The organism is Microbacterium pumilum (genome assembly GCF_039530225.1).
GTDB classification, from domain to species: Bacteria; Actinomycetota; Actinomycetes; order Actinomycetales; family Microbacteriaceae; genus Microbacterium; species Microbacterium pumilum.
Window position 1 is genome coordinate 4,394,984 of the sequence record NZ_BAAAOH010000001.1, and the last position, 26,124, is coordinate 4,421,107.

Here is a 26,124-nt window from a genome sequence, read left to right on the forward strand (position 1 = left end):
GCGAAGCGTCGTCGACTGTCGCCGCCGCGAATCACACCGGAGCGGGCGCGGCTGAGACCCGCGCCCGGCTAGCCTCATTGGATGACCTTCGATGCGAACGACGCGGCCGCCGGCGTTGACGGGATCCGCCGCGAGCTCCTCCCGCGGAACCAGTTCGATGATGCGGCACGATCGTTCCCCATCACCGCCGGCGAGGATGCCGCGTGAGCGTGCACCTCATCGGCGGCGGTGCGACAACGGCGGCGGATGCCGCGCTCTACGCGCCGTTCGTCGCCGAAGCGTTCCTGCGAGCGACCCGCGTGGGCCGCGTGCGGCCGCGCGTCGCCGTGATCTCGCTGCACCCCGAGGCCGAGGAGAAGGCGGCGGCGCTCGGGGAGCTCCTCACCATGGCGAGAACGGGACCCGCCCTCGAACTGCACCTCACTGCGGGGACGCCCGGCGAGCCGATCGGGCTCGCCGCAATCGCCGACGTTGACGGCATCGCGGTGGGCGGCGGCAACGTCGAGAACGTGCGCGCCGGGCTCGAGCCGGTGTTCGATGAGTTGCGCCTGCTGGTTGCCGACGGTGTGCCCTACCTTGGAGTCTCGGCCGGCGCGATGATCGCGGCGGAGGGCTCTCTCGGAAGCGGCTCCCGCATCGGCGGCGTGGTCGTCTCACCCGAGGATCCCGGCGAACCAGGCGATGAGCTGGAAATCGAGCTCGGCATCGGCCTGATCGATGTGGCCATCGAGGTGCATGTGGCCCAGCGCGGCATGCTGTCTCGACTGGTCGCGGCCGCCGAATCGGGGCTGATCGCCGGTGGGCTCGGCATCGACGAGCGCACGGCCCTGATCGTGGGCGACGGCGCGCTCCGGGTCGAGGGCACGGGCAGCGTCTGGCGGGTGCTGCCTTCCGAGGGCGGCGTGCTGGTCTCGACAATCGGGATTTGACGTCCCGCGCGAAGTCCTGGCAATTGCAGAGGACGGTGGATCCACGCATCCGCGGGCGACCGATCGAAATCGCGAACCGGACTGCGACGAGGTGACCCGCGGGACGCCCAGACGGGCGCTACGCACCATCCGTATGCGGGCACTACCCGTAACGGGCAGGTCGCGCGTAGCCCTGATCGCGCGCGACCACGATGGGCAAGCGGGCGGTGCCGCAGTGGGTCGCGGCGGGCGCCGAAGCGCCCGCAATGGATCCTGTCGGTATGAGGGTCTACGGTTCGAGGATGGTCGCTGCCTCTCCCAAGCCAGAGCTGCACGTTGACACGGTCGAAGAGTGGGAGCGCTGGCTGGAGTCCGATCCCGGTCTTGACGGAGTGAGGCTACGCGTCCGCAAGGCGGCGTCGAAGAGGCCGGGCATCAGCTACGCAGATGCGTTGGACGTCGCGCTGTGCTTCGGATGGATCGACGGACAGAAGCAGTCGTTGGATGCCGACTACTTCCTGCAGGTCTTCACACCGCGCCGTCCGCATGGGCTGTGGTCGAAGGTCAACACAGAGCACGCCGCCCGTTTGATCGAGGAGGGTCGGATGCGTCCCGCAGGTCACCGTGAGATCAACCGTGCGATGGCCGACGGGCGATGGGACGCCGCTTATCGTCAGCGGGACGGGGAGATCCCGCGTGAGCTCCAGGCGGCACTCGATGCCGACCCGGCCATCGCCGCTGCGTTCGCCGCCCAGTCGGCTCAGAACCGGTTTGCGATGGCGTTTCGTGTGAGCCATCTGAAGCGACCGGAGACGCGTGCGGCCCGCGTCGCCCAGTACGTCGCCATGCTTGAGCGGGGGGAGACCATCCACTGACTTGACGCGGAGCCGGCGCAAGGCAATCCCCGCTTCGCGACACCAACGGGCTCGTGGCCATCGCCATCAGCTGATCTTCTGTCACTTCGTGGGCGCAGTGGATCCCTGTCCGCGGGAAGATGGCGATCTGGATCAGCAGGTAGAGAACCACGAACCAGAGGAGGAACTGGGCTTGCCGCCATGGGATGGTTGCTCTGACGCGGGTAGTGCGCGGCCACCGGTGCAGCGCGGGGGCAGCGGCCGGCAATCACGGGATTGTCGCCTATCGTCTCGCTGAGGGTACGGCTAATGAGGCGTTGGCAGCGGAAACGGTGGATTCCTTCGTCAACCAGTGGGACGGAAATCCCACATCAGGTCCTCGAGTTCAGCGATCTGGAGACCGGCTGACCACAACGGCGCTTCCCCGTCAACCTGTGGCACGTACAGGCGACGAGCGTTAGACATGGAATCATGGCGTCCTCCCCTCTCCTCGTCGGACCGATGCTGCGCTACACCGCAGAGACCTGCGCGACTGTCTGGGTCGAGACCGCGGGCGACGCTGCCGTGAGCGTGAGCATCGGCGAGCGCGAGTGGAGCACTCGGACCTTCGCGGTGCACGGACATCACTACGCCCTGGTCGCCCTCGACGACCTCGCACCGGGGGCGGTGATGCCTTATGAGGTTCGTCTCGACGGAGAGAGGGTGTGGCCGGACCGGGACTCACCCATGCCGGCTCCCGTCATCGCCACGCGAGCACCTGAGCAGCCTCTTCGGATGGCGTGGGGATCGTGTCGCACGAGCGTGGACCACGACGCCACCGGCAATCGCACACACGGCGTCGACGCGATGCGGACGTTCGCTCTGGCGCTGGGCGAGGATGCGTCGCTTCGGCCGGATCTCATCCTGCTCCTGGGTGACCAGGTATACGCCGACATGACCACCGAAGCCATGCAGGAGTTCATCCGCGATCGCCGAGACATTCGCGAGCCGCCCGGCAAAGAGCTCAAGGACTTCGAGGAGTACGCGCACCTGTATCGGCTCGCTTGGTCGGACGATGCCAACCGATGGCTGCTGTCGACTGTGCCGAGCGCGATGATCTTCGACGACCACGACGTGCGCGACGACTGGAACGCCTCGCTGGACTGGAAGAAGCAGATGGAGGCGACGTCGTGGTGGCACGAGCGTATCGTCGCCGGGCTGGCCTCGTACTGGGTTTACCAGCACCTCGGCAACCTCTCTCCCGCGCAACGCGCAGACGACGAGATCTGGCAGCGGATCAGCGCGCACGACGGTCCCAGCGAGCTGGACATCACCGGCGCACTGGACGCCTTGGCGGATCGGGTGGACCGGGAGCCCCGCACGTACCGTTTCAGCTACTGCCGCGACTTCGGCGACATCCGTCTGGCGGTCGTCGACTCCCGGGCAGCGCGCGACCTCACGCCCACGGCGCGAGCGCTGGTCGACTCGACGGAGTGGGAGTGGCTGGACGAGCAACTGCAGGGCGGCTTCCGGCATCTGCTCGTCGCGACCTCGCTCCCGTTCCTGCTGCCTATCGGGCTGCATCACGTCGAGTCCTGGGACGAGGCGATCTCGCAGGGCGCCTGGGGGCGCGTCGCCGCCCGGATCGGCGAACGCCTGCGGCAGATGGTGGATCTCGAGCACTGGGCCGCCTGGCAGAACAGCTTCCAGTCGCTGGCAGGCATCCTGACGGAGATCGCCGATGGAGGCCGCGGCGCCGCGCCCGACTCGGTGCTGGTTCTCTCCGGCGACGTGCACTTCTCGTACGTCGCGGAGGTCGAGCGGTCGGGCGGGGGCAGGATCGTGCAAGCCGTGTGCTCTCCTGTGCGCAATCCGCTGCCGATCCTGATGCGCTGGTTCTCGGTGGTGATGTCATACGGCCTGGCGCGTCCGGTCGGTGCCGTCGTTGCCCGCTCTGCGAAAGTACCCGATCCCCCGTTCGAGTGGACGACGACCAAGGGGCCGTGGTTCGACAACAATCTCTCGGTGCTGCAGGAGACGCCTGACGGCCTCGAGTTGACCTGGCACAAGGGCGTGGTCGAAAACGGCGACGAGCGGCATCCGCGGATGGAAGAAGTCTCGCGCGTCATGGTGGGCCCTCGCCGCTCAGTGGACGGAGCGGTCGGCGGGCGAGCTCAGGGATAGCCGCCGAGCGCGGGCGGCAGCCGATGAAAGCCGTGTCACGAAGCAGGGCTGCTTGAGCAACGCCAGATCGATCCCTAGAATTCCGCAGCGAAAGGAGCGATCAGACATGGATGGACCAGATCTTCTCGCGGCACGACTTCTCCGCGCAATGGTCGCCGACGACGTCGACGCCGTCAGTGACCTCGTCGTAGAGATCGAGGACAGCGGCTACGCCGGCCTCGTCGCCACAGGACTCGCGCAGTCCTACATCACCGAAATGCTGAAGACTGCAAGACGCGAACCACTTCTGCGTGCACTGGAAGCGCGGATCCTCGAGCTGACCGCCATCGCCGACGAATCGAACGACAAGTCGGCCTGATCCCCCGTGGGGCACTTCGTTCCACCGTGACGCGTCCCCCCGCCGGCTCCCCAACGCGGGCAGTGCACGGATGAGACATGTCTGCGGGCGGCCGACGCCGCCACAGGACCCTGTCCGGCAAAATGCGGAGCGAGGCCACCCCCCCCCCCCCCCCGCGCGTGGACCGGCAATCGTCATCAACCCGGCGACTTCGCGACGTGCACGCAGCTGACGCCGGCTGACCTCAGTCAGGTCTGTGCCGCAGCCCAATCAGGCCCTCGCCGCCTTGCGCGGCTTGACGAACGTGCTCGGCTCGCGCTTGTCGCGCTTCGCCGCTCGCTTTTCCTTTATCGACATCATCGCGACTTTCTTCACGTCGCGTTCCTGTCTTGACTTACCGGACATCGGTTCTCGCTTCCCCTTATCGGCTGGCGGTGAACCTCCGACCATAGCCCTCTGCCGGAGGAAGTCAATTCCGCGGTCCACGCTGGGATCATGGAGAGTGATCAGCAAAGACACGAACCAGACAGCATCCAGTGGATCATGGGAGCGCACCCGTCTCAGATGAGGTCGTCGGCGGTTGCCCCCGCGCTCGCCGATGACGTCATCTACCGGCAAAGCAATCGACGCCCGCGTCACGGGAGCACAGATGTCGGCGACGCCCATAGCCAACCTCGCGGTGGACGCAACTCGCGCCGACTTGCCTTTTCTGTCGGCTCAGCTATGGTGAGGGCCATGAGCCGGATGCCCTCTCTCGTTTCCTCGGACCGTCGTCTCGACGCGTCCGTGGTGACGTGTGCAGCCGACATCGCCGGTGCCCGGCACGAGGTCCTTCCGCCCCGGCGTGCCGCGGCAGGTGGCCGGCGTATTCGTGCCACCTTGCGCGCTGCACCCCCGTAGACCCCTTCAGCCCGAAGGGGTATTCCGGTCAACCAGCGCGTCGCATCTGCGGCGCGTTTCTCTTTTCTCAGGAGCCGTCATGACACACACTTCCCAACCCGTCAGGGACATGGACGTCGATACCATCCGCCAGCAGCTCGAGCAGCATCTCCAGGAACGGCTCGACATCCTGGCCGAACTCGCCCCCGAGGCTCTGCCGAGCGTCGACCCCGTCGCCTACCAGAGGGCGGCGACGAACCGTTTGGTCGTCGAGCAGATCACGGCAGCATTGAATCGATTGGATGCCGGCACCTACGGTCACTGCACCCGCTGCGGACGTGAGATCGCTGCTGGACGACTGGAGATCCTGCCTCACGCTGCGGCGTGTATCGACTGTCAGAGCCATGCTGACGCCGCCTAGCACGGGTCGCTGCACGGAGCATCACCGCCTCGCGAGTCGAACCCGGCACGGACTATCCCACGAGGGAACGGCTGGACGTCGGCCTCCGCGGGAGGTCCAGATTTCCATTCATTGGAATATAAATTCGACTTCGGCCGTTATAAAGATCAAGTCGAAACCCGCGTTGGGTTCGGCTCAAAGACGTGAGGAGTGATCGAGATGACGAATAGATTCCATGGTCGTGTGGCTCTGGTGACCGGCGGCGCGAGCGGGATCGGCAAGGCGACAGCGTTGCGTATCGCGTCCGAAGGGGGTGCGGTGGCAATCGGCGATGTGCAGGAGCCGGCCGGCATCGAGGTGGTCTCCGAGATCGAGCGCAGCGGCGGCAAGGCCGTCTTCGTGCGCCTGGATGTCACCAGCGAACAGGATTGGGCGAATGCGGTCGAGGTCGTGGTGTCGACGTTAGGCAAACTCGACATCCTGATCAACAACGCGGGCATCGGTGACACCGAGCCACTTGAGATAACGAGCCTGGACACCTGGAACAAGGTCGTCGCCGTCACGCAGACCAGCGTCTTCCTCGGCATGAAGGCCGCCGCTGCCCCCCTCAAGGCCAGTGGCAACGGATCGGTCGTGAATATCAGCTCGATGTACGGCATCGTCGGATCAGGGGTCAGTCCCGCGTATCACGCCGCCAAGGGCGCCGTGCGCCTCTTGACCAAGACCACTGCCCTCGGCTGGGCGAAGGAAGGCGTGCGCGTCAACTCGGTCCACCCCGGTTTCATCGACACTCCGATCCTGGGCGACACCGACCGCGAGATGCTCATCGCGGGCACCCCTATGGGCAGGCTCGGACGAGCAGATGAGATGGCCGCGCTCATCGCGTTCGTGGCAAGCGACGACGCAAGCTTCGCAACAGGCTCTGAGTTCGTCGCCGACGGCGGTGTCACAGCCGGCTGACTTCAGCCTGTCCCGCGATGAGGAGGATCAACTCCGCATCTGGCAGGGCCGGACCCCGGTTCCGCGCCCGAGATAGTGCGGCCCCGATTCGGGGCCGCACTACCTGAACGTGACGAAGGCGTCACAGAAACGAGGTCGACATGACACACATCATGTTCGGACGCATAGAAGTTGCCCGCGTCGATGAGCATTGTTGGCGTCTCTGCGACGCAACCCTCCCTGAGGACGATCCGAGACGGGTCATCGCACTCGCAGAGCTGAAGGACGAGCACGTCACAGTTCTTTGGCTCAGGGAGCGGAACAGTCGAAGCACGTTCGCCACCTTCGAGCAAGCACTAGGCGCCGCCGAGAAGATCGCCTACAAGGCGGATCGCAGGCGCGCAAGCCGCCCGGTTCCGATCCCGCATTTCCCTCCGCGCCGACACGCTCTCGGATCGTTGCAGTCAGACTCCAATCGGACGTAGGCAACCGGCTTTGGCGATCTCCTTGGAACGGCGGGAGTCCCCGCCGGCTGGGCTCGACCAGGGGTGCAGCGTGTACAGCGGCACTCCTCGCCATCTGCGCGCTACTTATTGTCGTCGGCTTCCGCCTTCGCCACCGCCTTGGCGTCCGTGGCCACCGCGTCGTCCACTGCCTTCTCGACGATCTTGTCGGCCTTCTCGAGCGCCTTGCGGATCCTCACCTCGCCCGGGTCGGACACGAGGGCGATGATGCCGGAGTGGCCCGGCTCGATCGCGTCCTGCAATCCCTCCGCCAGCTCCTTCTTGTGGTGGCGCTCACGCAACTTCCCGATGATCCCTCCACCCGCGCCCACGACCAGGACGCTGCCGAGGATCGAGGGCGGAAACAGGATGCCGACAACGGCGCCGCCGACAGCTCCCCAGCCGAGGCCCTCGCGTGTGCTGTGATCGGTGACCTTCTGCACCTCGAGCTTGCCGGTGTCGTCGCGCTTGACGACCAGGACGCCTTCGATCTTGACTGTCGCTCCGTCTTCGACCTCCTTGAGGGCCTGGTAGGCCTCCAACGCGACGTCGACGTCGGCGAAGTCGGCAGCGATGAGCGTGTACGCACCGTCGCTGACGGCTGCGACCGCGATCTCGTCCGCCGCGGCGGGTGTCTCATCAGTCATGTCGGTTCTCCTTTGGCTCCAGCGACCTTCTGACGGTCGTCAGTATAGGGAGCGCGTGCATATGGGTGACAGACCAGCTACAGCGGTCAGACATGCCGGTCCAGGATCCCTGTCCGGGCCGTGCCCGAAGTGGAGACCTGGGCGGGGCGATCGATTCGGATCCCTCAGCGGCCAGGGTGACCAAGGGGCTTCGATCCAGGATTGCTGATCTTGATACCCGGGCTGGTGGAACGGTGACTTGGGCGCAAGGCCGGCCGCGCAGTTCATCGAGGATCGCTCTGCCCGTAGCGGTCCAACCTGTTGTCGGGGCCTCGCATGATTGCTCAAGGTGCGCCAAGGGTGTGAAGCGGTTGCGTGAGTGCGCGGGATCGCGTGCCGTCGTGGTCGGCGACTTCTGCAAGGAACCGTTCGATGAGCATCCGCAGAGATCGCTGGAGTGCGGACGCGGTCACCGTCGCTGACCTGCTTCGCAGCAGGGCGTCCAGGTCCGCGGCGGGGAGATGGTCGACGTCGCGGCCGTGCCACGGGTTCAGCCCGTGCCGGACGCAGGCGAGCGCGATGATCTGGTTGCGAAGATCGTCGAGCATCATCACTGCTTGCCACAGTTTGCCGCGGGCGATGGCTGAACGAGCGTGGAGGGCGTACAGCCATCCCATTCCGATGAGCGCGTCGAGGTCAGGCGCGGACGGGGTGGATGGTGGGTTTGCCGTGCCGAAGACGAGATGGAAGCTCTCACCGGTGCCGCGGAACTCGCCGTACTTCCAGAAAGACAGGTCGATCTGGAGAGAGGTTGTCAGCAGGAAGACACGGTATCGCGCTCCCGCGAAGACATCGAGCGTGTCTGCGACGTCGAATCGATCGTCGATCCATCGAGTCCACGCGTCGACAATCGTCGGTTCGTCAGCATCCGGTGCCAGTTGCAGCACCAAGTCGATGTCCGACCAGGCGTCTTCCTCGCCTCGTGCCGCCGATCCCACCAGAGCGGCACCGACGATCTGATCATCGTTTCGCGCATGGGCGATCAGATCATCGCGAATACGCAAGCGGTCAGCAACGGCGAACATGCTTCCACTTCACTCGCGATGTCGGCGAGCGTCAACACATTGCAGACGCTCTCCCGCCCGCGTGTGGATCCATATACGGGCATGCATCCTCCTGAACGGACGTGCCGGATATGGCTCTAGCCACGTTGACTGATTGAGTCCGGCACGTCCTCGTACGGGCGATGCGCGTGCAAGGGTCGTCGCGTAAAGGCTTGAGCGCGTGCGATTCCCCGCCTCGCACCCGCAATACTCGCAGGCTCGAGGGACGTGAGGGACACCGCTCGGACGTCAGGCAGGGGCTCCCCGCCTGCGACGGACGATCGCGGTGCTAGAGGTTCTGGGCGGTGCTGGTCTCGTGGGAGGTGACGGCTGCGTCTGTGATCCGCTGGACTTGGTGCCCGGCACTGAAGTCCGGGGCGATCGGCAGGTTGTTGACGATCGCGTCGATGAACAGTCGCCGGCCCACCGGTTGCTGACGGAGCGCACTCATCACCATCGGATGATGCAGATCCTCAGGAGTCGCGACGAGACCGCGACCAGCCCAGCCCGGCCGATCATCTCCTCATATTCCGTAGATGGAAGTCGTCCGCCCACTAGCTGGTCCCGATCAGACCGACACGGACTCTTGCTGACATTTCGACCCCCGAAGGCCCCCAGCCCGCGAAGTCATGTTGGGCGTCTCCTCCGAACAGTTACTGGATGGCGGAGAACACCTTGTCGGCTAGCATCCCGGGCTGAATAGCAAGCACGCCATCGGGGGGCGAAGGCACAGCGATTGCCTTGTTGCCTGTCACGCTGCCGCCGTTGTAGAGGGCGGATGTGGTGTCGACAGCGGGATCGGGAGCGACTGCGAGGCTGCCCATCGAGTCGACCGTTGTGCCGGAGGCGGTCACGTAATCGAGGGTCACGAAAGCCCCCATCTGTCCGTCCGGGTCGTCCCCCGTGTACGTGACGGTGTAGTTGACGACGATGTACTGGCTGCCTTCGGCAGGAGGCTCGTTGAACTGGTTGGCGGCGGCCACGGCTTCGTTGCCGTCGAGAGTCACAGAGTTGACCACCACAGTCCATTCGTCCGACTCGATCACGGTGCCGAGTGGGAAGGGGTTCTCGCGGGTGCCCGCGGCGGCCGCGGGCGCCTCGGTCTCTTCGGTGTCCTCCGCCGCTGTGGTGTCGTCGGGTGGAGCGCTGCCGGTCGTTGGGCTGGAGCATCCAGCGAACGCGAGCGACCCGAGGACGGCCAATGTTGCGACAGCGGCGACCAAGCGATTTGCGGACATGGTGACCCTTTCATTCGTTGCGCATTGACACCGATGACTATTCGCCTGGTGTCGTCAGCGCGAGACAGAGTTGTCGAGCGCGGCAGGGACCATGAAACCCACGTCAGACCCGACAATCGGGCGGACAATCGAGGCACTTGTCGCGACGCGGTTCGATCGCGGAGCGGTGTCCCCCGAGAACGTTTGGCGAGGATTGCCAGAGCTGGGTGCTCTCGAATCAGAGAGGGAATCCACACGCTCGGATTGCGAACGTTGCGTCTCTCTCTTCGGTCAAACATGCACACGCGGCGAAGGTTTGCGCTCGTGCCGTTCAGCCACTTGGTTGGAGTCTAGGAGCCCACACAGCAGCTGTCTGTCACCCGAATGGTGGACACGCACCTCTCGCTGGAGCTGTGATACGTATGCCGCAAACCGGGCTCTCGATCGTCGTTCGTGGCCTCAAGCGTGAGCAACAGCTGAAGGCCTGGGCCACTGCGACCTCGTTCTCACCTCACTCTCGAACGTCGTCGAAACTCCCGCAAACTTTGCTGACATTCGCGCCATTCTGCGTTTCCATCCGTGAAATCGACTGCGCAAGTTGGTGCGACATCTACGACCGCAGGCCTGAAGGCCTCAGCCAGCGAAGTGCGATTCAGCAATGTGGTCACACGATGTGCGATGAAGGCAGGGCGCCCAATCTCGGCGAGCGTCACGTCGGATCCTTCAACGGGCTGGGCTCGGCCCCTCACCGCGATGGGTGCGGGGCTCGGTGGACGGTGGCGCCGCCGGCGGGATGGAGAGTTGGCGGGTCTGCGCGATAGGGTCCCGCCATGACCGAGCTCCCTGAACATGTCGCTGTCAATCGTGAGTACTGGGACGGTATGGCTCATGAGTGGGTCGACGCGGGTGAGCGCGCCTGGGATCAGGTCGAACCCACCTGGGGTCAGTGGGGTATCCGCGAGAACGAGATCCACCTGCTTCCTGAAGACATGACCGGGATGCGTGCCATCGAACTGGGATGTGGGACCGCCTATGTGTCCGCGTGGATGGCACGACGCGGAGCGTCGGTCACCGGAATCGACAACTCGGCCGCGCAACTCCGCACCGCCCAGCGACTCTCCGCGCAGCACGGTGTCGTCCTCGAACTCATCCACGGCAACGCCGAGACGGTCCCGATGCCCGGCGACTCCTTCGACTTCGCGATCAGCGAATACGGAGCGGCCATCTGGGCCGACCCCTACCAGTGGATTCCCGAAGCCCACCGGCTGTTGCGGCAGGGAGGGACGCTGGTGTTCCTCGGCAGCCACATCTTCGTGGGCCTGTGCTCTCCGGTCGACGGCTCATACCCGATCACCCGCCGACTGGAGCGGCCATACTTCGGCAGCCACAGGCTCGACTGGCGGGACGCCGTGGATGACCCGGGCGGCATCGAGTTCACGCTGACTTTCTCGGAGTGGATCAAACTCTTTGTAGGGACGGGATTCGAGATCGTCGATCTGATCGAGATCCAGGCTCCTGCCGACGCGACCGGTTCGCGATCAGGTATCTCTGCAGACTGGGCACGAGACTTCCCCAACGAGCATGTCTGGACGCTTCGCAAGAAGTCCTGACTCGGACAGCTCGCCCAGTTGAATCCGCCTCAGTCACTCATTGTCCAAACGGCGAGCGCACGGGATCCTCAAACGGGCCGTGCCCGCATGGGGGACCTCGGGTGTGCGGGCATGGCCGCGTTAGATCGGGACGCGGACCTGGGCGTTCGGTGCGCTGAGCGGGGCAGGATTGGAGCATGGTCGAGATCTCGGATGATGACTTCGAGCGCATGGTGTCCGAGGTGTTCAACGCTCTGCCCGACGACATCCTCCGCGGTCTCGAGAACGTCGGGATCGTCATCGAAAACCAGCCTGTGGGGCAACGGCCACGGCTGTTCGGGCTGTACCGCGGGCATCCGCTGACAACACGCGGGGTTTACGGTTTCGGGGAGCTTCCCGACCGGATCACGTTGTACAAGAACAACATGCAGGAGCACAGCGCTGACCTCGACGCGCTGCGTACGCGGGTGCACATCACACTCGTGCACGAGATCGGTCACTACTTCGGGCTCGACGACGCCCGGCTGCAGGAGCTCGGCTGGGCATAGCACGCAGCGACCCAGGCGGAGGAATGCCGAGGCGCGTGGATGGGGTGTGCCGGACTGCACCCATCACGCTGTACAGCCGCGTCCATACCCGATCCTCAAAACGTGCGGCGCCCGCTTGAGGGAGCCCTCCAGGCGACCGATTCGCATCCTTAAGCGGGCCATGCCGATTGGATTGCGGACAGTCGACCTCTGTCCGTCGACCGCACCGATGAGATGCCGTGACGAAGGGGGAACGGTGGATGGGTGAAACCTAGGATGAAAACGCGAAGTCGTCCACCACGGCCGATAATTGGTCCAAAGTCGCAGGGGCGGCGTCGATGTCGTCCACCTCAATGACCAGGACTTCTCCGTCGTAATCGAGGAGGTAGAGCCGCAACGTCATGTCGGGGATGACGCCGTGGGCCAGGGACGAAGGAGCGACGCCGATGAAGAGCAAAAATACCGGCACCTGCTCGCCGGATTCGGGATCAGTGCAGGAAGGCATTGTCGCCCCGTCGGCAATGCGAACGTCGACACGCTGCCCCTCAAGCCCACCTATTGAGGTCGCCACCGGGTCCGACACGGTAAGCGCCGATTGCTTGCCCAACCACTGGACGATGGCATCCGGCGTTGCCTCTACGCCGGGAACAGCCTCCAGGTCATCGCATGTGCCGCCATCCGTGAACTGCGCCGCGACGATCGACGTATACACGCCGAGGTAGTCCGAGGTCCCCGCGTTCACCCCTGCGAGCGACTGATCCGGCGGCACGAGCAGGAAGTTGCCCGGAGTGTCCTCCAGGTTCGACCAGCCCTCAACGGGCACCGAGTAGCTCAGCGTCGGAATGAAAGACACGGTGGTATAGCGCTCCCCGGAGGTCAACGACCCCAGACAATTCTGCCCTTCGGGATTTGGACACGTGGGGCGACTTGACGCTGACGCTGACGCTGACATGGACGGTGGGCTTGAGGATTCCGGCTGCGCCGTACAACCGACTGCTGCGAGTATCGCGCATGCGAGCAGCCCCGCAGCAAGCACGCGTCGTCGAAGCATGCGCTCAGGCTAGCCCTCCACGCCGTTCCTAGAGATCCGTAATCGGGCAATGCACGAAGCGGGCTCGGTGGCGGGCATTCGCCTGCTGGGTTGCTTCCCGTTCGTATACCGGCCTGCGTCGGGGAGTGCTGAGCCCACCAGAGGCCGCGCCTGTCGGCGGTTGGGGCGTACCGGTGGTGGAGGCGTGCGGATTGTGAACGCCGGCGCCGCGCCGGGCTGCCGGTCGCGGCATCCTGGTTCCGCACGGCATCCTGAGTCGTATGGCCCGCTTCCTGCTCTCGGCAATGCCGTTCACGGGGCACATCAACCCCATTCGCGCCGTGGCGAGTGCGCTCGTCGCTCGCGGACACGATGTGCGCGTCTATTCCGGCGAGGCGTTCCGCGCGCCCGTCGAGTCGACGGGCGCCCGGCTCGTCCCGTGGCATCACGCTCCCGACTTCGATGAGAGTGACCTCGCCGCTACGTTCCCGCGGCTCCTGGGCAAGAAAGGGCTCAGCCAGCTCCTCATCAACGTCGAAGAGGTGTTCATCAACACCTCTGCAGCGCAGGTGCAGGATCTGCGGGACGAGTGGGTCAGGGAACCATGGGATGCGATCGCCGGCGACGACGTCTCGATCGGCGCGGCGCTGTACGCCGAGCAGACCGGCGGCCCATGGGCAACGATCTCGATCACCCCGCTCAATCTCGCCGGACGGCAGGGCCCTCCCGCCGGACTGGGTCTGTGGCCCGGTACGAACCTGTTCACCAAGGCGAGGGACGCCGCCCTCCGCGCCACCGCACCGCTCATCGCCCGACCGCTCGTGAAGGCCATCGCGAGATCCGAGGAATCCATCGGCCTGCGGCCGCGAGGGCTGACGATGGAGCAGATCGCCTTCTCACGACAGCTCATCGTCGCGAGCGGATCCCCACTGCTGGACTTCGAGCGCACCGACCGGCCCGACTTCCTGCACTTCGTCGGTGAACTCCGGATGCCGCCGCCGACGTCGGTTGCGCTGCCGGCGTGGTGGCGCGACCTCGAGGGCCGACGCGTCGTACACGTCACGCAGGGAACGCAGAACATCGATCCCGCCGACCTCATCGTGCCCACGCTCGAGGCCCTGGCCGACCGCGACGACCTGCTCGTGGTGGTCGCGACGGGCGTCCCCGAGGACGATGAACTGCCCTTCCCCGTACCCTCCAACACGCGCGTCGCAGGATTCCTGCCTTACACCGAACTCCTCCCGCTCGTGGATGTCGCCCTCACGAACGGAGGATGGGGCGGGACGCTCGCGATGCTGGCCCACGACATCCCGCTCGTGATCGCGGGGGGAGACCTCGACAAACCCGAGATCGCCTCCCGCGTCGCATGGACCGGCGCAGCCGTCAACCTCAAGACCGGCACGCCAACCGCGGCCCAGGTCGCAGCCGGACTCGACACAGTCACGACAGATCCGTCATATCGGGATGCCGCAGCCCGCGTCGGCGCACAACTGCGGTTACTCGGCGGACCCGCCCAAGCGGCCGAACTGCTCGAACAGCTCGCCCAACCAGCGCACGAACCGACCCCTCGATCCGGCGCCTGACACCGCGTTCTCAAGCATCTCCGGCTCCCCACGCCGTCGCCAGCCGCGATGGTTCATCGGGACCCTATGCGTGCCATGCCCGCTTGAGGGACTGCCGCGTCCGGCCGATTGGGAGTCCTCACCGGGCATCCCTATGCGCTGGCGATTGGCCGAAGCGCGGCATGTGGCTCTCACTGCGATGGGACGAAGATGTCCAACAGCCGCTGACATCTTGGCGGATCTTCGGTGAGGTGGTGACTGAGGCCCCACAGCAGATACGAGGTGCTGCGGATGATGACCCACTGGCGTGCGCGTTCGGGGGGGATATTTGCTTCGCCGGTGAAGATGTCGAAGAGTCGCAAGACTTCGGCGTCGTCGGCGATCTCATCCAATCGGCTCCAAAGGATGCGCCCGAGGTCGTACTCCGTGTCGCCTCGAAGGAGCACCGGGTCAACGACGATCCAAGGCGCGCGTGTGCCGCCGAGGACTTGGTCGAAGTGGAGATCACCATTCACAGCCAGTGATTCAGGACGCTCGTGGGCTCGGTCCTCGGCGCATCTCATCGCCGCGTCGAGTTGGCGTCGCGCAAGTGGGCGGTCAAGCGCAGCCCAGTCTCGTTCGAAAGACTCGAGATGCTCGGTAGCGACCTGATCCGTGCCTCGCACCGTGGTAGGCACAGCGACCGCGAGGCTGATGGCCAGCTGAGCGAGGACGACGATCGCCCGTTCGAGCGGCTCACCGGCAAGGCTCCGTCCTCCATCGAGGCGCTCCAGGAGCATCGCGCCGTTCTCCGCATCGACGTCGAACAGGCGAACAGTCCCGCGGCCATCCCACACGCGCAACGCGGCCGCTTCTGCTGCGACATCATCTCCGGGCGGCGCCAACCGCAGGATCAGCGGCTCGCCATCCCGGTCCACCGGCACAACGAGCGCATTCGAGCCGTGCATCACGGCCCCGTCCACTCTCAGGCCCCAATCGCGACACTGAACGTCCACGCGCTCAGGCAGTGCCTCCAACCACTCGCTGCCAGTCGCATCGTGCCACCAGCGCGGCATTCGACGAAACGATTGCGGCACCGTGATCATCGCCCGAGCCTAAGCGAGCGGCCACAACGGTCGCGTCCAAGACGGCCACCGCGGGCTGGGCGATGGACCAGGCCGGATCTGAGTTGTCTGGCAATCCCAGTCCCATTGCGAGCGGTGCTCAGATCAGATCTGGTCGACGCGCGGAACACGAACGGTCCACCCGACGCGCTGGAGTGCCTGTGCGAGGCGGACTGGTGCGACATGCGCGACCTGGATTGACGCATCCGAACACACATCAACCGCGATTGGCGGGTGGATCAGCGAATCGTGGGATCTGCACTTCGGCCCACGCATTCTGGCCGACGGGCACACGCGGATACGCGGTCCTGGTGTTCTCGACGGCGCCATCTGACGCGAAGGCGATGACCTCGAGCGCCTCGAGCTTCGTGACGGGCAGGTCCACGACCAGGGTCACCACGAAAGGCGCGCTCTGGACGCAGCCGCTGCGACGAGGTCGCCTCTGGGCATATCGATCGCGCGTTGCGTGTAGTCATGCGGGACACACAGAGGGGCTTCGTGCCTCCCGCAACGCATTGTTCGCCGAGTGGGAGCTCTGATTCGAACAGCCCACCCATGGGTCTTCGGCTGCGGCTGCGAGCCGACTACGACCTCACCTCATTCAACGGCCCCTCGCGCGCGTCCCAGGAGACGCTTTCGAAGTCGTCAATACAGGGCCCGTTCGGACGGAGTAGCTGCAGGCAGGTCGGGGATCATCGGTTCCATAGTCGTCGCGCCCTCCAGCCCGCGGTTTTGAGCCGGTCCACAGATGTTCCGCGCGCCGTTGGGTTGACACGAAGGCCCTTGCAGGCGGAGACCGGCAGGAGCACACTGGCGAGTGGCCGCGCCGGTGCGGCCCCTTGGAGGAAAGCCCATGCGCCGTTCCATCCTCATCACCGCGGCGATCGCGGCGCTCGTCGTCAGCCCCGCGACGTCGTCTTCCGCCACCGAACCCGCGGCCGTGACAGGTTGTCCCGCAAGCAACCAGGTCCTGGTCGTCGCGGACCTCAGCGCGTTGGGCTACCGGGTCCCGGCGCAGGTGGACTCCGAAGGCAACGCGAACGGCCTCGTCTGCGCCAAGCCCTTCAATCCGGTTGTCCAGGCGAGGGTGTGCGAGGACATCGTCTGCGCGGGTGTGCTCTACCGCTTCCGTGACGACGACCTGACCCCGTAGTCTCCAAGGCAGAAGGGGCCCCCTCGAGCTGCCGATCGTTCAATCCGCGCTCGAAGAGGCGCTCATGACTGTCGGCCGTGGCGAAGTAGGGTGCAGCCTGGGCAAATCGCCGGAGCCCGCGATTCTCGACTGGCGACGAGAATGCCAGCGACGAAAGTGCCGTGCATGCAGGCGCTGCTGCCGTAGCGTCGAAGGTGTAGCACTGACGTAGTCGATCCGCCGCTTGCCTCGGAGGTGATACTCGAATGGATGATCACACTGTGATCGGCCGCGTACTCGAAATCCTGGACGCAGTGGGGTCTCGCGACTATATCGGGCTGGCCGAGATCACGGTCATGACGTCCATACCGAAGCCCACGGTGCGCCGAATTGCCGAGGATCTCGTACGGCGCGGGAAGCTTGAGCGGTCGCCACTCGGCTACGGTCTCGGGTCGTTGCGGAACATCGCGCATCAAGCGCCGCCGTACCATTTAGCCAGCGTTGGCACACTGCTCGATTCGCTCCGCGACCGCTTCGGCGGGGTCGCGTGGTTCAGCTCCACCAGCGATCGGGCGTTGACCCAGCCAACCCTCGCTGTGTCGGAGCCCCCTCTCCGAAGTCTTGTTGCCACGGCGTGGCCGGATCCGCGCAGCCGGCAGACATTCACTCAAACGGCGTACGGCCACGCTGTCCTCGCCGTGAGGCCAGACCTGCTCGATCGTCTTGAGTTCTCAGAGCGGCGCGAAGGCATAGCGCCCAGACAGGCAGGTGTGGCCGAGCACGTGCGCCAAGGCCTCGATCGCGGAGCGTTCTTCTTCGAGGATGCGGCATCCGGCTGGAGGTGCGTGGCCGTACGCGGTGAGATCCGACCCCCGCCGGTACCGCACCGTGAGTCCACGCAGACGAACTCGGTGGGCGCCATCGTGGGCGTCATCGTGCCGCGTGTGCATACTCCCGCTCACGAGCTGATCGCAGGAGCACGAGCAATGTCCGAGTCGGTGCTGCATCTGGGCTAGCTCCCGCCGGCCGTGTCACTCACTGACACGCACGGGTTCCTCGAGGTTGCGATCAGCCGCTATCTTTCGATTCAGACCGTAGGTCGTGCGGGTCGGCGTGTCGAGAGGCCTCTCTCTGCCCAGAGATTCGAGTCGAGCGAGAAGCTGCGCAGTGCCAAGAAGGATGAACTTGTCAACCAGACATCGGCGGCTCCAAGCCGGCGTCCCAGCTCTGCTTGACTTCACAGCTAAGGGGATCAGCTCATGGCCAGCTTGGCTTGGTATGCAAAACAACTGTCGCTCGGAGTTGGTGCGCTAGGGGTGCTTCTCGCCTGGGATCGTCACGACACTGGGCCGTCAGCCGCTGATGATCCCGCAGGCAACGCGGCTGGCGACGTTGGTCTTTATTCCTGGGTTGGCTTTACCAGCGGAAAGGCTTTCGCGAGCGCAAAGTCGAAGAGCCCCGTTCAGTTAGCCGAATCCGGACTGCCAGAGTGGCTCGGGGATCCCTTTCACGACTACGTCGTGCGTTTCGCCTTAACGAGCGGATCGACCGGACTTGGACCCTTCGTTTCCCAACACTTCGAGATCCAAGAAGGGGGCTCGCAGGTGTATGCATCGGACGAGCCAATGGTCGAACTCGCGGACGGCTCGTTCGGGCTGACGAATCTGTCATTCTTTGATCGGGTTCGATATCACCCCTGGTTGGAACCCCTCGATGGTCCTGCCTACTTTCTTGGCCATAGCGCAGAGGGGCCGTGGCAGGCGAATGAGCTCTGGCGGCTCCTGATGACCCCAAACGAGACGCTGAAGACGCCACCGTTCTCCGACTAATCTGCCGTGGGCCGGATGCTCGGTCGCGGCGAGTGAACATCTCCCCCACCACCGACCTGCGGCTCAACCAGGTCGCACCGTACCGAGAGAGGAATATGACATGGCGGTCGATGAGTTCGGTCTCGCTACCGCGCGCAAGGCGAATGTACCGTTCGGTTATGCAGGCCCGGCCAGAACTGCGCCGCCCCCATATCAGCGGGTTGCGGGCATGAGCTATCCTGCTTCGACCAAGAAGGTCGGAGCGGTCTCGAGCTCGCTACAACCAGCGTCACCGTCGACCGGTACCGCAGCCGCAGCAATCCAGGACCATTGGGCGACATTGCCTGGAGCAGGAGCCGCGATCGGACGCGCCGTCAGTGAGGTCGCGCGGACCTCGGACGACGGTTACTATCAGGCGTTCGAGAGGGGGCTGATCTACTGGTGGCCCGACACCGGAGCGGTGAATGTCGGGAATGTTGAGCTCGTCTATGCCGGAATGAACTGCTTTAACGAGACTTCGCGGCTGAGCGGGAGTGATGAGCCATACTTCATCGTGTCGCATGTCGGGGACTCAAACATGGGGACATCCTCGGGCGTGCATTACCAAAATGTAGATGCGGGCGGATCGTTTCCCTACCCCAGCTGGGTGGTCTATTCAGGCAGCCCGGGGCACCATCTTTCAGTCACCGTTTTCACTATGGAGCAGGATCAGGGCGATCCTGCTGAAATTCAGGCAAAGATCGCTGGCGCGTTCGCGTCCGTAGGGGGCGCCGTGGGAACTGTCGTATCCCTTGCGGCGACTCCGGCTGCGGGTGGGGTCGTGATCACGGTGGCAGGCGCATTAGCCGCAATCTCCGCCGTGGTCGTGCCTCTTGTCGCTTCCCAAGACGACGTGTTGGGTGATACATCAATGATGATCTCGGCCAAGACTCTGGTGACGTCGTACATGGTGCCACGTAAGACCGACCGGAACGTCGTGTACGACGTCAGCTCAGACATGATTAGTGGCGACGGGGCGAACTACAAGGTGTACTTCACCATCGAGAATTATGGTTGGTGACCTCGCGCTTAGTGGAGCGGGCGTTTTGCCGGCTAGCACCACTTTCTGGGCCGTGGGAGCAGCATCTTGGCCCCATTCACTTCGAGGGGGTTGTCCAGGGTGAGCTGTTCCGAATCGGCGAGCGTACTCAACCGCGCGGAACCACGCAGCAACGTCGCTCGACCTCTGATCGCCGCCCGTAAGTCGGTCCCCATACGATGAAGCCGTGTCACCGACCTATGCGCGCTACGACCGGATCGAAGACGACGATGACCTCGACGCTGCCTCCGCGGTGTTCCTGGTCTCGGTGCAGCGGTTCCAGCGGCTCGGCGACCACCCCGATCCTCTGCCGGGCTCAATGCTGGCGGTGGACGACGGACCCCGCCCGCGTTCCGATATCCACCCAAGTACAGATGGCTTCCGCGCGTGCGCGGGACGCACTGGAGGCGTTCCACGACCTGACAGTCGAGGAGGTCAACGCCTCCGCCACGCTGCGGCCGTTCGCGCACTACGCGCTGATCCGAATGGCCTGCGAAGCGGCGGGGCTTGGGCGCTGGCTTCTGCGACCCGAGAAGAAGTACAAGCGTGTCCATCGGTCACTGAACCTAGAGTTCAGCCACGACCAGGACGCCCGCGAGTTTTCGGCGACGCTGACAAGGCAACCGCGAAACGCGGCGACGCCGGAGCTGGACAAGTTCCTGAACCGGCTCAACGAACTGAAGAACACGGTCAGTCAGCTTCGCGAGGTGGAGCTGAAACGTATCCCGCAGTGGAGCGACATCCTTATCGACATCTCGCCGCCGTTGGGACGGACCACCGGTGGGCATGCGCCTGACTCGCCATTCGTCGTCTGGAAGATCGCATCAGCGTTTCTTCACGGGTCGACCGCCACGATGCGGGCGCTCTCCGATCTAGAGCAGCTCACCAACTTCGGCCCGAACCGGATGGCAACGATGCAGATGAGCCCGTCATGGCGCGTGCTCGCCGCCTCCTATGGGACGTGCGTCCAGATGCTCTACGACCTACATGAGCGGTACGAGCACCTCGCAACTCACGACTACTCGCACCGGCGCGTCGAGTTGCCAGCCCAGTGATCGAGGCGGCTCCGATTCGGGCAACTCATGTGGGCCTGAGAAGCGGAGGGTCAATCGAGAACACGTTCTTCGCGGATACGTGCCCGCTACTCGGTGCTCATCCGCGCAGATTCTCGCGTCGACGTGTCGTCGCTGGCGGGCCTACGGGTTGCGCGAGAATGTGCCCGGACGACCGACGACGTCCCGGCGCGGGAGTGAAGGATCACGAATGGCGACAGTGACGGTGCGGCCGATGACCCGCACGGAGTTCGACGAGTGGCAGCTCGTCACCGCAGAGGAGTATGCCGGGGAGCAGGTCGAGGCGGGCCGATGGGCAGCTGAGGGAGCGGTTGAGCGAGCGCGCGAAGAGAACGCGCAGGCCCTCCCCGACGGCCTCCAGACGGAGCGGATGCTGCTTCTCACGGGACTGGACGCGGCAGGGCAGCCGGTAGGTCGCGCGTGGGTGAGCCTGGATCATCCGCGCGGGGCGCCCGATGTCGCGTTCCTCTACGACATCGAGGTCATCGAGGCGCGGAGGGGCACAGGTCTCGGACGCGCACTGTTGTCGGCGGTCGAAGCCGCGGCCCGGGATGCCGGTGCCAGGGCGCTCGAGTTGACGTCTTCGGCTCCAATCGCCCCGCCATCCTGCTCTACACCTCAGCGGGGTACGACGTCGTGACGCAGCAGATGCGCAAGGCGCTTTAGCCCGGCAAGTCGGTCTACTCGGGGCGTATTTGAACGAGAGCTGGATCCGCGATCGGAACGGTAGCGTTCCGTCCTCCGCGACGACGACGTCATGCTTCGTCGGCTCGGCGACACGGAGGTCGTGCAGCGATCCGGCCGCGGTGTTGATCGCTTCTCGAGCCGCATCCTCCGAGGACGACGCACTCGTGCCGATGACGTCGATCACTCTATGAACGCTCCTGGTGAGCCCCTCAGCGGTCGTGGGCGGACCGATTGACGCCGTACCAGGCGCTCATGGATTAGAGCAGAAACTCCGGACGCACTTCCGCGATTCCGTCCAGTTCGCTACGGAGCTGGATGACGAGACGGTGGCCTTCGTCCTCCCAACCACTCGGTGGCGGATCATCTTCGTGCCGCGTGAGCCACGCCTCGTTGCGCCGATGCCGACGGCTCGGGAGCGGTTCAGGCTGGTAGCGTCCGGCCGATATCTGTACGCCATCGGCGGCAATGACTTTGACTTCGTGACGCTTACCACTGTCGAACGATACGACCCGAAGTCCGACACCTGGCGCTCCAACAACCCGTTGCGTGAGTCTCGTACCCTGCCCTGCGCGGTCGAGACAACAGTTGAGAAACCGACCCGTCATCGTCGTCGTCGGCGGGGGGTTCTCCGAAGGCGGCGTCCCGACCGCTGCAAGACGCACGACGGAGGTGTTCGACCCGGCCAGCGGCCGCTGGAAGATGCTCGAGGTCCTACTTCCCACCCAGCGAGTGTCGCATGATTGCGCCGTCCAGCCCGACGGCACCATCCTGGCGATCGGTGGCGCCGACCCAAGCGTGCAAATGTTCATGCCGACCGTCGACGCGTTGATGATCCAACCCCGGGATCTCAGATAGCACCGGCCAGCGACGGGAACCTTGCGGTCGATCTCCCGCACGCGCCGCCGAATCCACGGACCGCAGTGAAGGTCGTCAAGGCAGCTCGGCCGGACGAAGGCCACGGGATCGCTATCTCTACAAGCCGCCTGCACGCCGGTCCCTCATTGCGACAGCTGGAGCGCGGGTATGTGGATGGGCCCGGGTTGGAGGGCGTGTCGTGTCGGTGGGGCGAGTATCAGGCGTCTTGGGCTGCCGGAGAGGTGGGGGTTGGTGTGTGCATCGCGAGCCAGGCGGTTCTGACGGCGCTGAGTGTCTGGTCAAGGTCGAGGTCACCGATGGCGTTCACGTATCGCTTTGCTGCGCGCTGGATCTTCTGGGGGTGCGCGTTGCCCGGTGCAACGCGTGTCCCGCGAGTCCTGCTGGTTTCGATGAGACCCTCCGATTCGAGGATCGAGTAGGCCTTCGCGACGGTGCCGGGTGCGACGCGTAGGTCGGCGGCGAGTTGACGGATAGCGGGCAGGCGTTGTCCGCCGGTGAGATTGCCTGAGCGGATCAGGTCGGTGATCTGCCCGCGGACCTGTTCGAAGGGGACGACGGTGCTTTGCGGATCGAGGGTGATCATTGCGGGCTCCCCTCGAGCGCTGCGTGGCCGCGGTGGGCGGCCGCCCGTGGTTTGCGGATGAGGGACAGGTCGGGGAGGGTGAACGCCCAGAGCGCAGCAAGCGTCAGTCCGGCGATGCTGCCGATCATCATGGCGAGCCCTGCTCCTTCAAAGACCTGACCGATCGTGTCCCAACCTGCGGGGACTCCATCGAAATGGGCGTTGCGGATCGCGAGACCGGACTGGACGGCAACTTCACCGAACTGGAGCAGCAGTGCCGCGCTGCTGATGGCGACGATGATCCGATTGGTTGCCCGGCGCCAGCCTGCGTCCACTTCCGCGAGGTCGCGCTGGGGCAGGGCTGGTGTGGAGCTGACTCGCCACAGCGCAAGGAGCGTCGCCGCAACGAGGATCACCGTCGTCACGAGGAGTGGAACGCCATAGAACCAGCCCGCGTAGGGGCCGCTCGCGCTGCCGGAGTCCGCGGTATGGAACGCGATCATCCGGTAGCGACCAGACTCGTCCGGGCTTGACGTAGCGCCCGTGAAGATGAGGAACACGATCTGAAGGAGCACGGCCACAGCAAGAAGGCCCGCCCCCACCCGTGGGAGGAAGGACAGCGGCGTTCGGCGTGTCAGCGAGGCTTCGCGTGCGGCATCGGAGTCGACCGCGAGTATGCGGGGCGGGGTTGCGGAGTAGACCAGCAAGCCTGCGGCGCCGCCGAGCGCGGGAGCGAGGACGACCGGAAGTCCGACGAGCGCATTCAAGAAGTAGCCGGCGACGAAGAGCGCGACGATCACGACACCAGAGCCGACGACGGCGATCACAGCTCTCCGTCGGGCTGCATCGAGCAGCGACCGCACGGGCGGCGCGAGCGGCTCCCCGCGCTGCGGGCGACGACGCACGATCAACCACACGATTGCGACCACCACCATGACGCAGAGGACATAACCAACAAGCGCGATCCCAGCCATAGTCAGCCCTTCGTGTATCAATTAGATAGTACAGAATGATCTGTCGTGTATCACTCTGTCAATACACCGCGGAGCTCGCGCCGAGTTGCGAGAGCGACTCGCCGAAATAGCCGCCCGATAGTCGGTCCTCCAGCGGGCGCCTGCTGGCTCCGAGACGACCTGCGCGGCACGCAGTTGCAGCGGGGCGATCTGTTCCTGGTTCGTCGTGACGACGCACCGGGGTCAGTCATCCGTACTAACTTCCCTGCGTTGGCCTCGATAGCGGCGACAACGGACGTCTCGGTGTATCGAGATTGCGTGTGCGCGCGGAGGGTGCTTAGCCATTGCGGGCAATCCTCGTCGTCGAGGTTCCAGTCCGGCATTGGCTCGCCAAGGGTACCGGTGGCGGTTGCGCAGCCGTAGAGGCCGACCGACGCGTCTGTGATCCGTCCTCCGGCCGCTCCGTAACCCTCAACCAGCAGGTGCGCCGTGATGGATCCCGAGTCCTCTTCGAGGCCGTAGAGAGTTGTCTTCCCCGGCACATCACCAACTGTTACATCCTCGAGTCCCACGATGACGTTGATCCCCGAGACTTCCGGCGTCAGCGACGAGGGCACCGACTCGGGATCCCGCAAGAGACTCGGCACGAACGGATCGAGCACGTCAAGTGCCTCCTCCATCCGAGTTGTCAGCGCCGACTCCCCCTGCGACCGCGCTTCCACGGACGGGATGTGAACGGTGCAGGCGCTAAGACTGCTGGTCACGGCAATCAGAGCCACTGCGACAACCCAACGCCAAGCAATCACCAATACGACGTCCTCGGATGCGATTGCTCTAGTAGGGGTACACGTACTCGAAGTCGGGAACGGCGGCAGGGTCGAGAACGAGCACCTCGCCAGGTTGGATCGCCTCGTAGCCCGCGTGTCCGTTGAGGTCTGGGATAGCGAGGCCGTTGTAGATGCAGAACCGGTCGCCGATCGCAAACGGTGCATCACCCGCTGCCACCGTGTACGTTGCGATCCTGCCGTCTTCGGCGTACCCGACCTTTCCCTCTGCGAACTCGCGCGGGCCCATGTCCACGAGATTCTGCGGCTGAAGCAGTCGGGCGGTGAAGGGTCCCTCGCCTAGCCGCGTGATGCTGATCATGCTTGACGCCGCACAGTCCCCAGGTCCTCCTGCGGGGATCCAGGTGCCGTCCCCCATCAACACATACCCATCCGGGATGCCGGCGGCGGATGCGGCGGTCGGCTTGCCTGTGGGTTTGGGCGCCGTGGCTTGCAGACGATGTGCAACCGTATCCGAGGCCCAGGACACAGTGCCAGCGATCAGCGGAGTGGCCAGCGCGACGAGGCCGACCACGACCAAGCTGGAAGCGACCACCGCGATCCTCTCGGACCTCCTCATAGTCCAGGTGCCGCGATCACTACAACTGTCGGGTCGCTGGGTGCGGGCATACGAGTACCTCCCATGATGATGTGCCGGAGGACCACAAGACGGTCGTCACTGACTGGTCTGGGAACACCGGGAAACACTGATGCCCACAGTCTGGCGGGTCGCCACCGCGCGCGCAGCAAATGTTGTCACTCTGTGGACAGTCCCGCTGATTGGATGCGCATCGGACGGTTCGAGGTCGACGCTAGCCCGCGTGACACCTCCCGCAACACATCCGCGCAGGACGCACGCACAGCACGGCTCGGGGCCTCCAGGGGTTGCACGCACGCATAGCCCGCCCGAGGCGTTTCGCAGTGGAGGGGTGCCATACGGGCCAGCCACCAACCCCGGACGACGACACGATGAGCTTGGCACCGGTCGCCGAAGGCCGACTGCTGACGCACGATCAGCGCCACACGCGCGCGTTCCCTGGCAACGGGCTATGCGTCAGCTAAGAATCACGAAAAGATAACGCCCAGGTCTTCCCTTCCGTTACCTGTCCGTTATAGAGTGCAAGCACGGAAGTTGTTTGCTGTGGCAACTACCGCATGTGATTGCAGGACACTCTTGGTGCAAGGGACAAGGGCCGGTCGGGAGCCTCTCCGACCGGCCCTTACTCTTGCCCGGATGCCGCGATGCACCGAAAACTGAGCCCCTGATCTGGCCTTTTCGCCCACGTCGCTCACACGTGCCTGCCAGGCAAGCCAGGGGTTTCGTCCAGAAAGCCCCGTCAGACTCGGGACTTCGTGCCCGACCCGAGGGCGCACACCGGCGCACGCCACCG

At 64.9% G+C, this 26,124-nt stretch carries 28 protein-coding genes and 2 pseudogenes; 18 read left to right on the forward strand and 12 right to left on the reverse strand.

Going from position 1 to position 26,124, the window contains the following annotated elements; genetic code table 11:
• The first annotated feature begins 81 nt into the window (after positions 1-81).
• The 5 genes from ABD188_RS19880 (at position 82) to ABD188_RS19900 (ending at position 4,283) form a co-directional block, all read left to right on the forward strand.
• Complete coding sequence (locus ABD188_RS19880) at positions 82-207, forward strand: hypothetical protein (RefSeq protein ID WP_344066598.1); 126 nt, start codon at positions 82-84, stop codon at positions 205-207.
• A complete protein-coding gene (locus ABD188_RS19885; RefSeq protein WP_344066602.1) occupies positions 204-929 on the forward strand; it encodes a Type 1 glutamine amidotransferase-like domain-containing protein in 726 nt (241 codons plus the stop codon). The genes ABD188_RS19880 and ABD188_RS19885 overlap by 4 nt, the downstream gene beginning before the upstream one ends.
• 281 nt (positions 930-1,210) lie before the next feature.
• On the forward strand, positions 1,211-1,783 hold the full coding sequence (locus tag ABD188_RS19890; protein ID WP_344066605.1) for a YdeI/OmpD-associated family protein: 573 nt from the start codon (positions 1,211-1,213) through the stop codon (positions 1,781-1,783).
• A gap of 450 nt (positions 1,784-2,233) precedes the next feature.
• Entirely contained in the window at positions 2,234-3,925 is a 1,692-nt protein-coding gene (locus ABD188_RS19895) for an alkaline phosphatase D family protein (protein ID WP_344066608.1), read from the forward strand.
• A 106-nt stretch (positions 3,926-4,031) separates the two neighbouring features.
• Positions 4,032-4,283 (forward strand): hypothetical protein, encoded by a 252-nt coding sequence (locus ABD188_RS19900; protein ID WP_344066611.1) that lies wholly within the window; start codon positions 4,032-4,034, stop codon positions 4,281-4,283.
• Positions 4,284-4,532: 249 nt separating this feature from the next.
• Here ABD188_RS19900 and ABD188_RS19905 read toward each other — a convergent pair whose 3' ends face one another.
• The gene (locus ABD188_RS19905; RefSeq protein WP_344066614.1) at positions 4,533-4,928 is read right to left on the reverse strand and encodes a hypothetical protein; all 396 of its coding nucleotides are present in this window, start codon (positions 4,926-4,928) and stop codon (positions 4,533-4,535) included.
• Between the two features lie 313 nt (positions 4,929-5,241).
• Here ABD188_RS19905 and ABD188_RS19910 point away from each other — a divergent pair, with 313 nt between their 5' ends.
• A complete protein-coding gene (locus ABD188_RS19910; protein WP_344066617.1) occupies positions 5,242-5,562 on the forward strand; it encodes a TraR/DksA family transcriptional regulator in 321 nt (106 codons plus the stop codon).
• A 198-nt stretch (positions 5,563-5,760) separates the two neighbouring features.
• A complete protein-coding gene (locus ABD188_RS19915) occupies positions 5,761-6,501 on the forward strand; it encodes an SDR family NAD(P)-dependent oxidoreductase (RefSeq protein ID WP_344066619.1) in 741 nt (246 codons plus the stop codon).
• Positions 6,502-7,066: 565 nt separating this feature from the next.
• On the opposite strand, the gene ABD188_RS19920 is transcribed toward ABD188_RS19915, so the two are convergent.
• The 4 genes from ABD188_RS19920 to ABD188_RS19935 form a co-directional block, all read right to left on the reverse strand.
• The gene (locus ABD188_RS19920) at positions 7,067-7,630 is read right to left on the reverse strand and encodes a DUF1269 domain-containing protein (protein WP_344066622.1); all 564 of its coding nucleotides are present in this window, start codon (positions 7,628-7,630) and stop codon (positions 7,067-7,069) included.
• Positions 7,631-7,953: 323 nt separating this feature from the next.
• Entirely contained in the window at positions 7,954-8,694 is a 741-nt protein-coding gene (locus ABD188_RS19925) for a nucleotidyltransferase domain-containing protein (RefSeq protein WP_344066625.1), read from the reverse strand.
• A 307-nt stretch (positions 8,695-9,001) separates the two neighbouring features.
• A complete protein-coding gene (locus ABD188_RS19930; RefSeq protein WP_344066628.1) occupies positions 9,002-9,163 on the reverse strand; it encodes a hypothetical protein in 162 nt (53 codons plus the stop codon).
• 202 nt (positions 9,164-9,365) lie between these two features.
• Positions 9,366-9,950: a hypothetical protein gene (locus tag ABD188_RS19935; protein ID WP_344066631.1), complete on the reverse strand. Its 585-nt coding sequence runs from the start codon at positions 9,948-9,950 to the stop codon at positions 9,366-9,368.
• Between the two features lie 809 nt (positions 9,951-10,759).
• On the opposite strand from ABD188_RS19935, the gene ABD188_RS19940 reads away from it, so the two are divergent.
• Positions 10,760-11,539: a class I SAM-dependent methyltransferase gene (locus tag ABD188_RS19940; RefSeq protein WP_344066634.1), complete on the forward strand. Its 780-nt coding sequence runs from the start codon at positions 10,760-10,762 to the stop codon at positions 11,537-11,539.
• Positions 11,540-11,715: 176 nt separating this feature from the next.
• Positions 11,716-12,066 (forward strand): metallopeptidase family protein, encoded by a 351-nt coding sequence (locus ABD188_RS19945; RefSeq protein ID WP_344066638.1) that lies wholly within the window; start codon positions 11,716-11,718, stop codon positions 12,064-12,066.
• Between the two features lie 250 nt (positions 12,067-12,316).
• Here ABD188_RS19945 and ABD188_RS19950 read toward each other — a convergent pair whose 3' ends face one another.
• Positions 12,317-12,925, reverse strand: coding sequence for a hypothetical protein (locus tag ABD188_RS19950; RefSeq protein WP_344066641.1), 609 nt, complete (start codon positions 12,923-12,925; stop codon positions 12,317-12,319).
• A gap of 431 nt (positions 12,926-13,356) precedes the next feature.
• On the opposite strand from ABD188_RS19950, the gene ABD188_RS19955 reads away from it, so the two are divergent.
• Positions 13,357-14,658: a glycosyltransferase gene (locus tag ABD188_RS19955; RefSeq protein WP_344066645.1), complete on the forward strand. Its 1,302-nt coding sequence runs from the start codon at positions 13,357-13,359 to the stop codon at positions 14,656-14,658.
• Positions 14,659-14,828: 170 nt separating this feature from the next.
• Here ABD188_RS19955 and ABD188_RS19960 read toward each other — a convergent pair whose 3' ends face one another.
• Together ABD188_RS19960 and ABD188_RS19965 are read right to left on the reverse strand one after the other, a co-directional pair.
• On the reverse strand, positions 14,829-15,722 hold the full coding sequence (locus tag ABD188_RS19960; RefSeq protein WP_344066648.1) for an aminoglycoside phosphotransferase family protein: 894 nt from the start codon (positions 15,720-15,722) through the stop codon (positions 14,829-14,831).
• Between the two features lie 235 nt (positions 15,723-15,957).
• On the reverse strand, positions 15,958-16,137 hold the full coding sequence (locus ABD188_RS19965) for a hypothetical protein (RefSeq protein ID WP_344066651.1): 180 nt from the start codon (positions 16,135-16,137) through the stop codon (positions 15,958-15,960).
• Positions 16,138-16,593: 456 nt separating this feature from the next.
• Here ABD188_RS19965 and ABD188_RS19970 point away from each other — a divergent pair, with 456 nt between their 5' ends.
• The 7 genes and pseudogenes from ABD188_RS19970 (at position 16,594) to ABD188_RS19995 (ending at position 21,471) form a co-directional block, all read left to right on the forward strand.
• A complete protein-coding gene (locus tag ABD188_RS19970; protein ID WP_344066654.1) occupies positions 16,594-16,893 on the forward strand; it encodes a hypothetical protein in 300 nt (99 codons plus the stop codon).
• 245 nt (positions 16,894-17,138) lie between these two features.
• Positions 17,139-17,291, forward strand: a pseudogene (locus tag ABD188_RS20230) (helix-turn-helix domain-containing protein); the annotation flags it as partial.
• A 351-nt stretch (positions 17,292-17,642) separates the two neighbouring features.
• On the forward strand, positions 17,643-17,888 hold the full coding sequence (locus tag ABD188_RS19975; RefSeq protein ID WP_344066657.1) for a hypothetical protein: 246 nt from the start codon (positions 17,643-17,645) through the stop codon (positions 17,886-17,888).
• A 243-nt stretch (positions 17,889-18,131) separates the two neighbouring features.
• Positions 18,132-18,701 (forward strand): hypothetical protein, encoded by a 570-nt coding sequence (locus ABD188_RS19980; RefSeq protein WP_344066660.1) that lies wholly within the window; start codon positions 18,132-18,134, stop codon positions 18,699-18,701.
• Positions 18,702-18,801: 100 nt separating this feature from the next.
• Positions 18,802-19,740 carry an LGFP repeat-containing protein gene (locus ABD188_RS19985; protein WP_344066663.1) on the forward strand — a complete coding sequence of 313 codons (939 nt, stop codon included), beginning with the start codon at positions 18,802-18,804 and terminating at the stop codon, positions 19,738-19,740.
• 392 nt (positions 19,741-20,132) lie between these two features.
• Positions 20,133-20,813, forward strand: coding sequence for a hypothetical protein (locus ABD188_RS19990; RefSeq protein WP_344066666.1), 681 nt, complete (start codon positions 20,133-20,135; stop codon positions 20,811-20,813).
• Between the two features lie 208 nt (positions 20,814-21,021).
• Positions 21,022-21,471: a GNAT family N-acetyltransferase gene (locus ABD188_RS19995; RefSeq protein WP_344066670.1), complete on the forward strand. Its 450-nt coding sequence runs from the start codon at positions 21,022-21,024 to the stop codon at positions 21,469-21,471.
• A gap of 63 nt (positions 21,472-21,534) precedes the next feature.
• Here ABD188_RS19995 and ABD188_RS20235 read toward each other — a convergent pair.
• Positions 21,535-21,702: pseudogene (locus tag ABD188_RS20235) on the reverse strand (dodecin domain-containing protein); the annotation flags it as partial.
• 214 nt (positions 21,703-21,916) lie between these two features.
• On the opposite strand from ABD188_RS20235, the gene ABD188_RS20240 reads away from it, so the two are divergent.
• Complete coding sequence (locus tag ABD188_RS20240) at positions 21,917-22,258, forward strand: Kelch repeat-containing protein (RefSeq protein WP_425561386.1); 342 nt, start codon at positions 21,917-21,919, stop codon at positions 22,256-22,258.
• A 332-nt stretch (positions 22,259-22,590) separates the two neighbouring features.
• Here the strand turns inward: ABD188_RS20240 and ABD188_RS20000 are convergent, their stop codons facing one another.
• The 3 genes from ABD188_RS20000 to ABD188_RS20010 form a co-directional block, all read right to left on the reverse strand.
• Positions 22,591-22,977 (reverse strand): GntR family transcriptional regulator, encoded by a 387-nt coding sequence (locus ABD188_RS20000; RefSeq protein WP_344066673.1) that lies wholly within the window; start codon positions 22,975-22,977, stop codon positions 22,591-22,593.
• A complete protein-coding gene (locus ABD188_RS20005; RefSeq protein ID WP_344066675.1) occupies positions 22,974-23,930 on the reverse strand; it encodes a hypothetical protein in 957 nt (318 codons plus the stop codon). Before ABD188_RS20005 ends, ABD188_RS20000 begins: the two co-directional genes overlap by 4 nt.
• Before the next feature lie 813 nt (positions 23,931-24,743).
• Entirely contained in the window at positions 24,744-25,055 is a 312-nt protein-coding gene (locus ABD188_RS20010; RefSeq protein WP_344066677.1) for a hypothetical protein, read from the reverse strand.
• Between the last annotated feature and the right edge of the window lie 1,069 nt (positions 25,056-26,124).